This window comes from Salinimicrobium oceani (assembly GCF_012037645.1).
Genome location: NZ_JAAVJR010001684.1, coordinates 1 through 281 on the forward strand (window position 1 = coordinate 1; position 281 = coordinate 281).

Annotated in this window: 1 protein-coding gene; it reads left to right on the forward strand. The window is 40.9% G+C overall.

Annotated features, from left to right (window positions below):
• A partial coding sequence (locus HC175_RS23595; protein ID WP_479685274.1) for an ATP-grasp domain-containing protein occupies positions 1-281 on the forward strand: 281 nt, incomplete at both ends.

Below are 281 nucleotides of genomic sequence, written 5' to 3' on the forward strand. Positions count from 1 at the left end.
ATGATACAGCAGGAAGGGGTGCTGGTGCTTAACGATGCTTTTGCACTCTCTCATGCTTTTATTGACAAATTATATTTCGAGGAGCTGCCGGCTCATATCAAGCCAAATTCCCTTATCACCCGTGATAAGAATGAGATCCTGGAGTTCTTCGAGGCGCATAAGAAAAAGATGATCCTTAAGCCATTAGAAGGTTCCGGCGGAAGAGATGTCTATCTTATAGATAAAAATGAAAAAAACCTGAATCAGATCATCGAAAATCTTTCTGGGCAGGGATACATTAT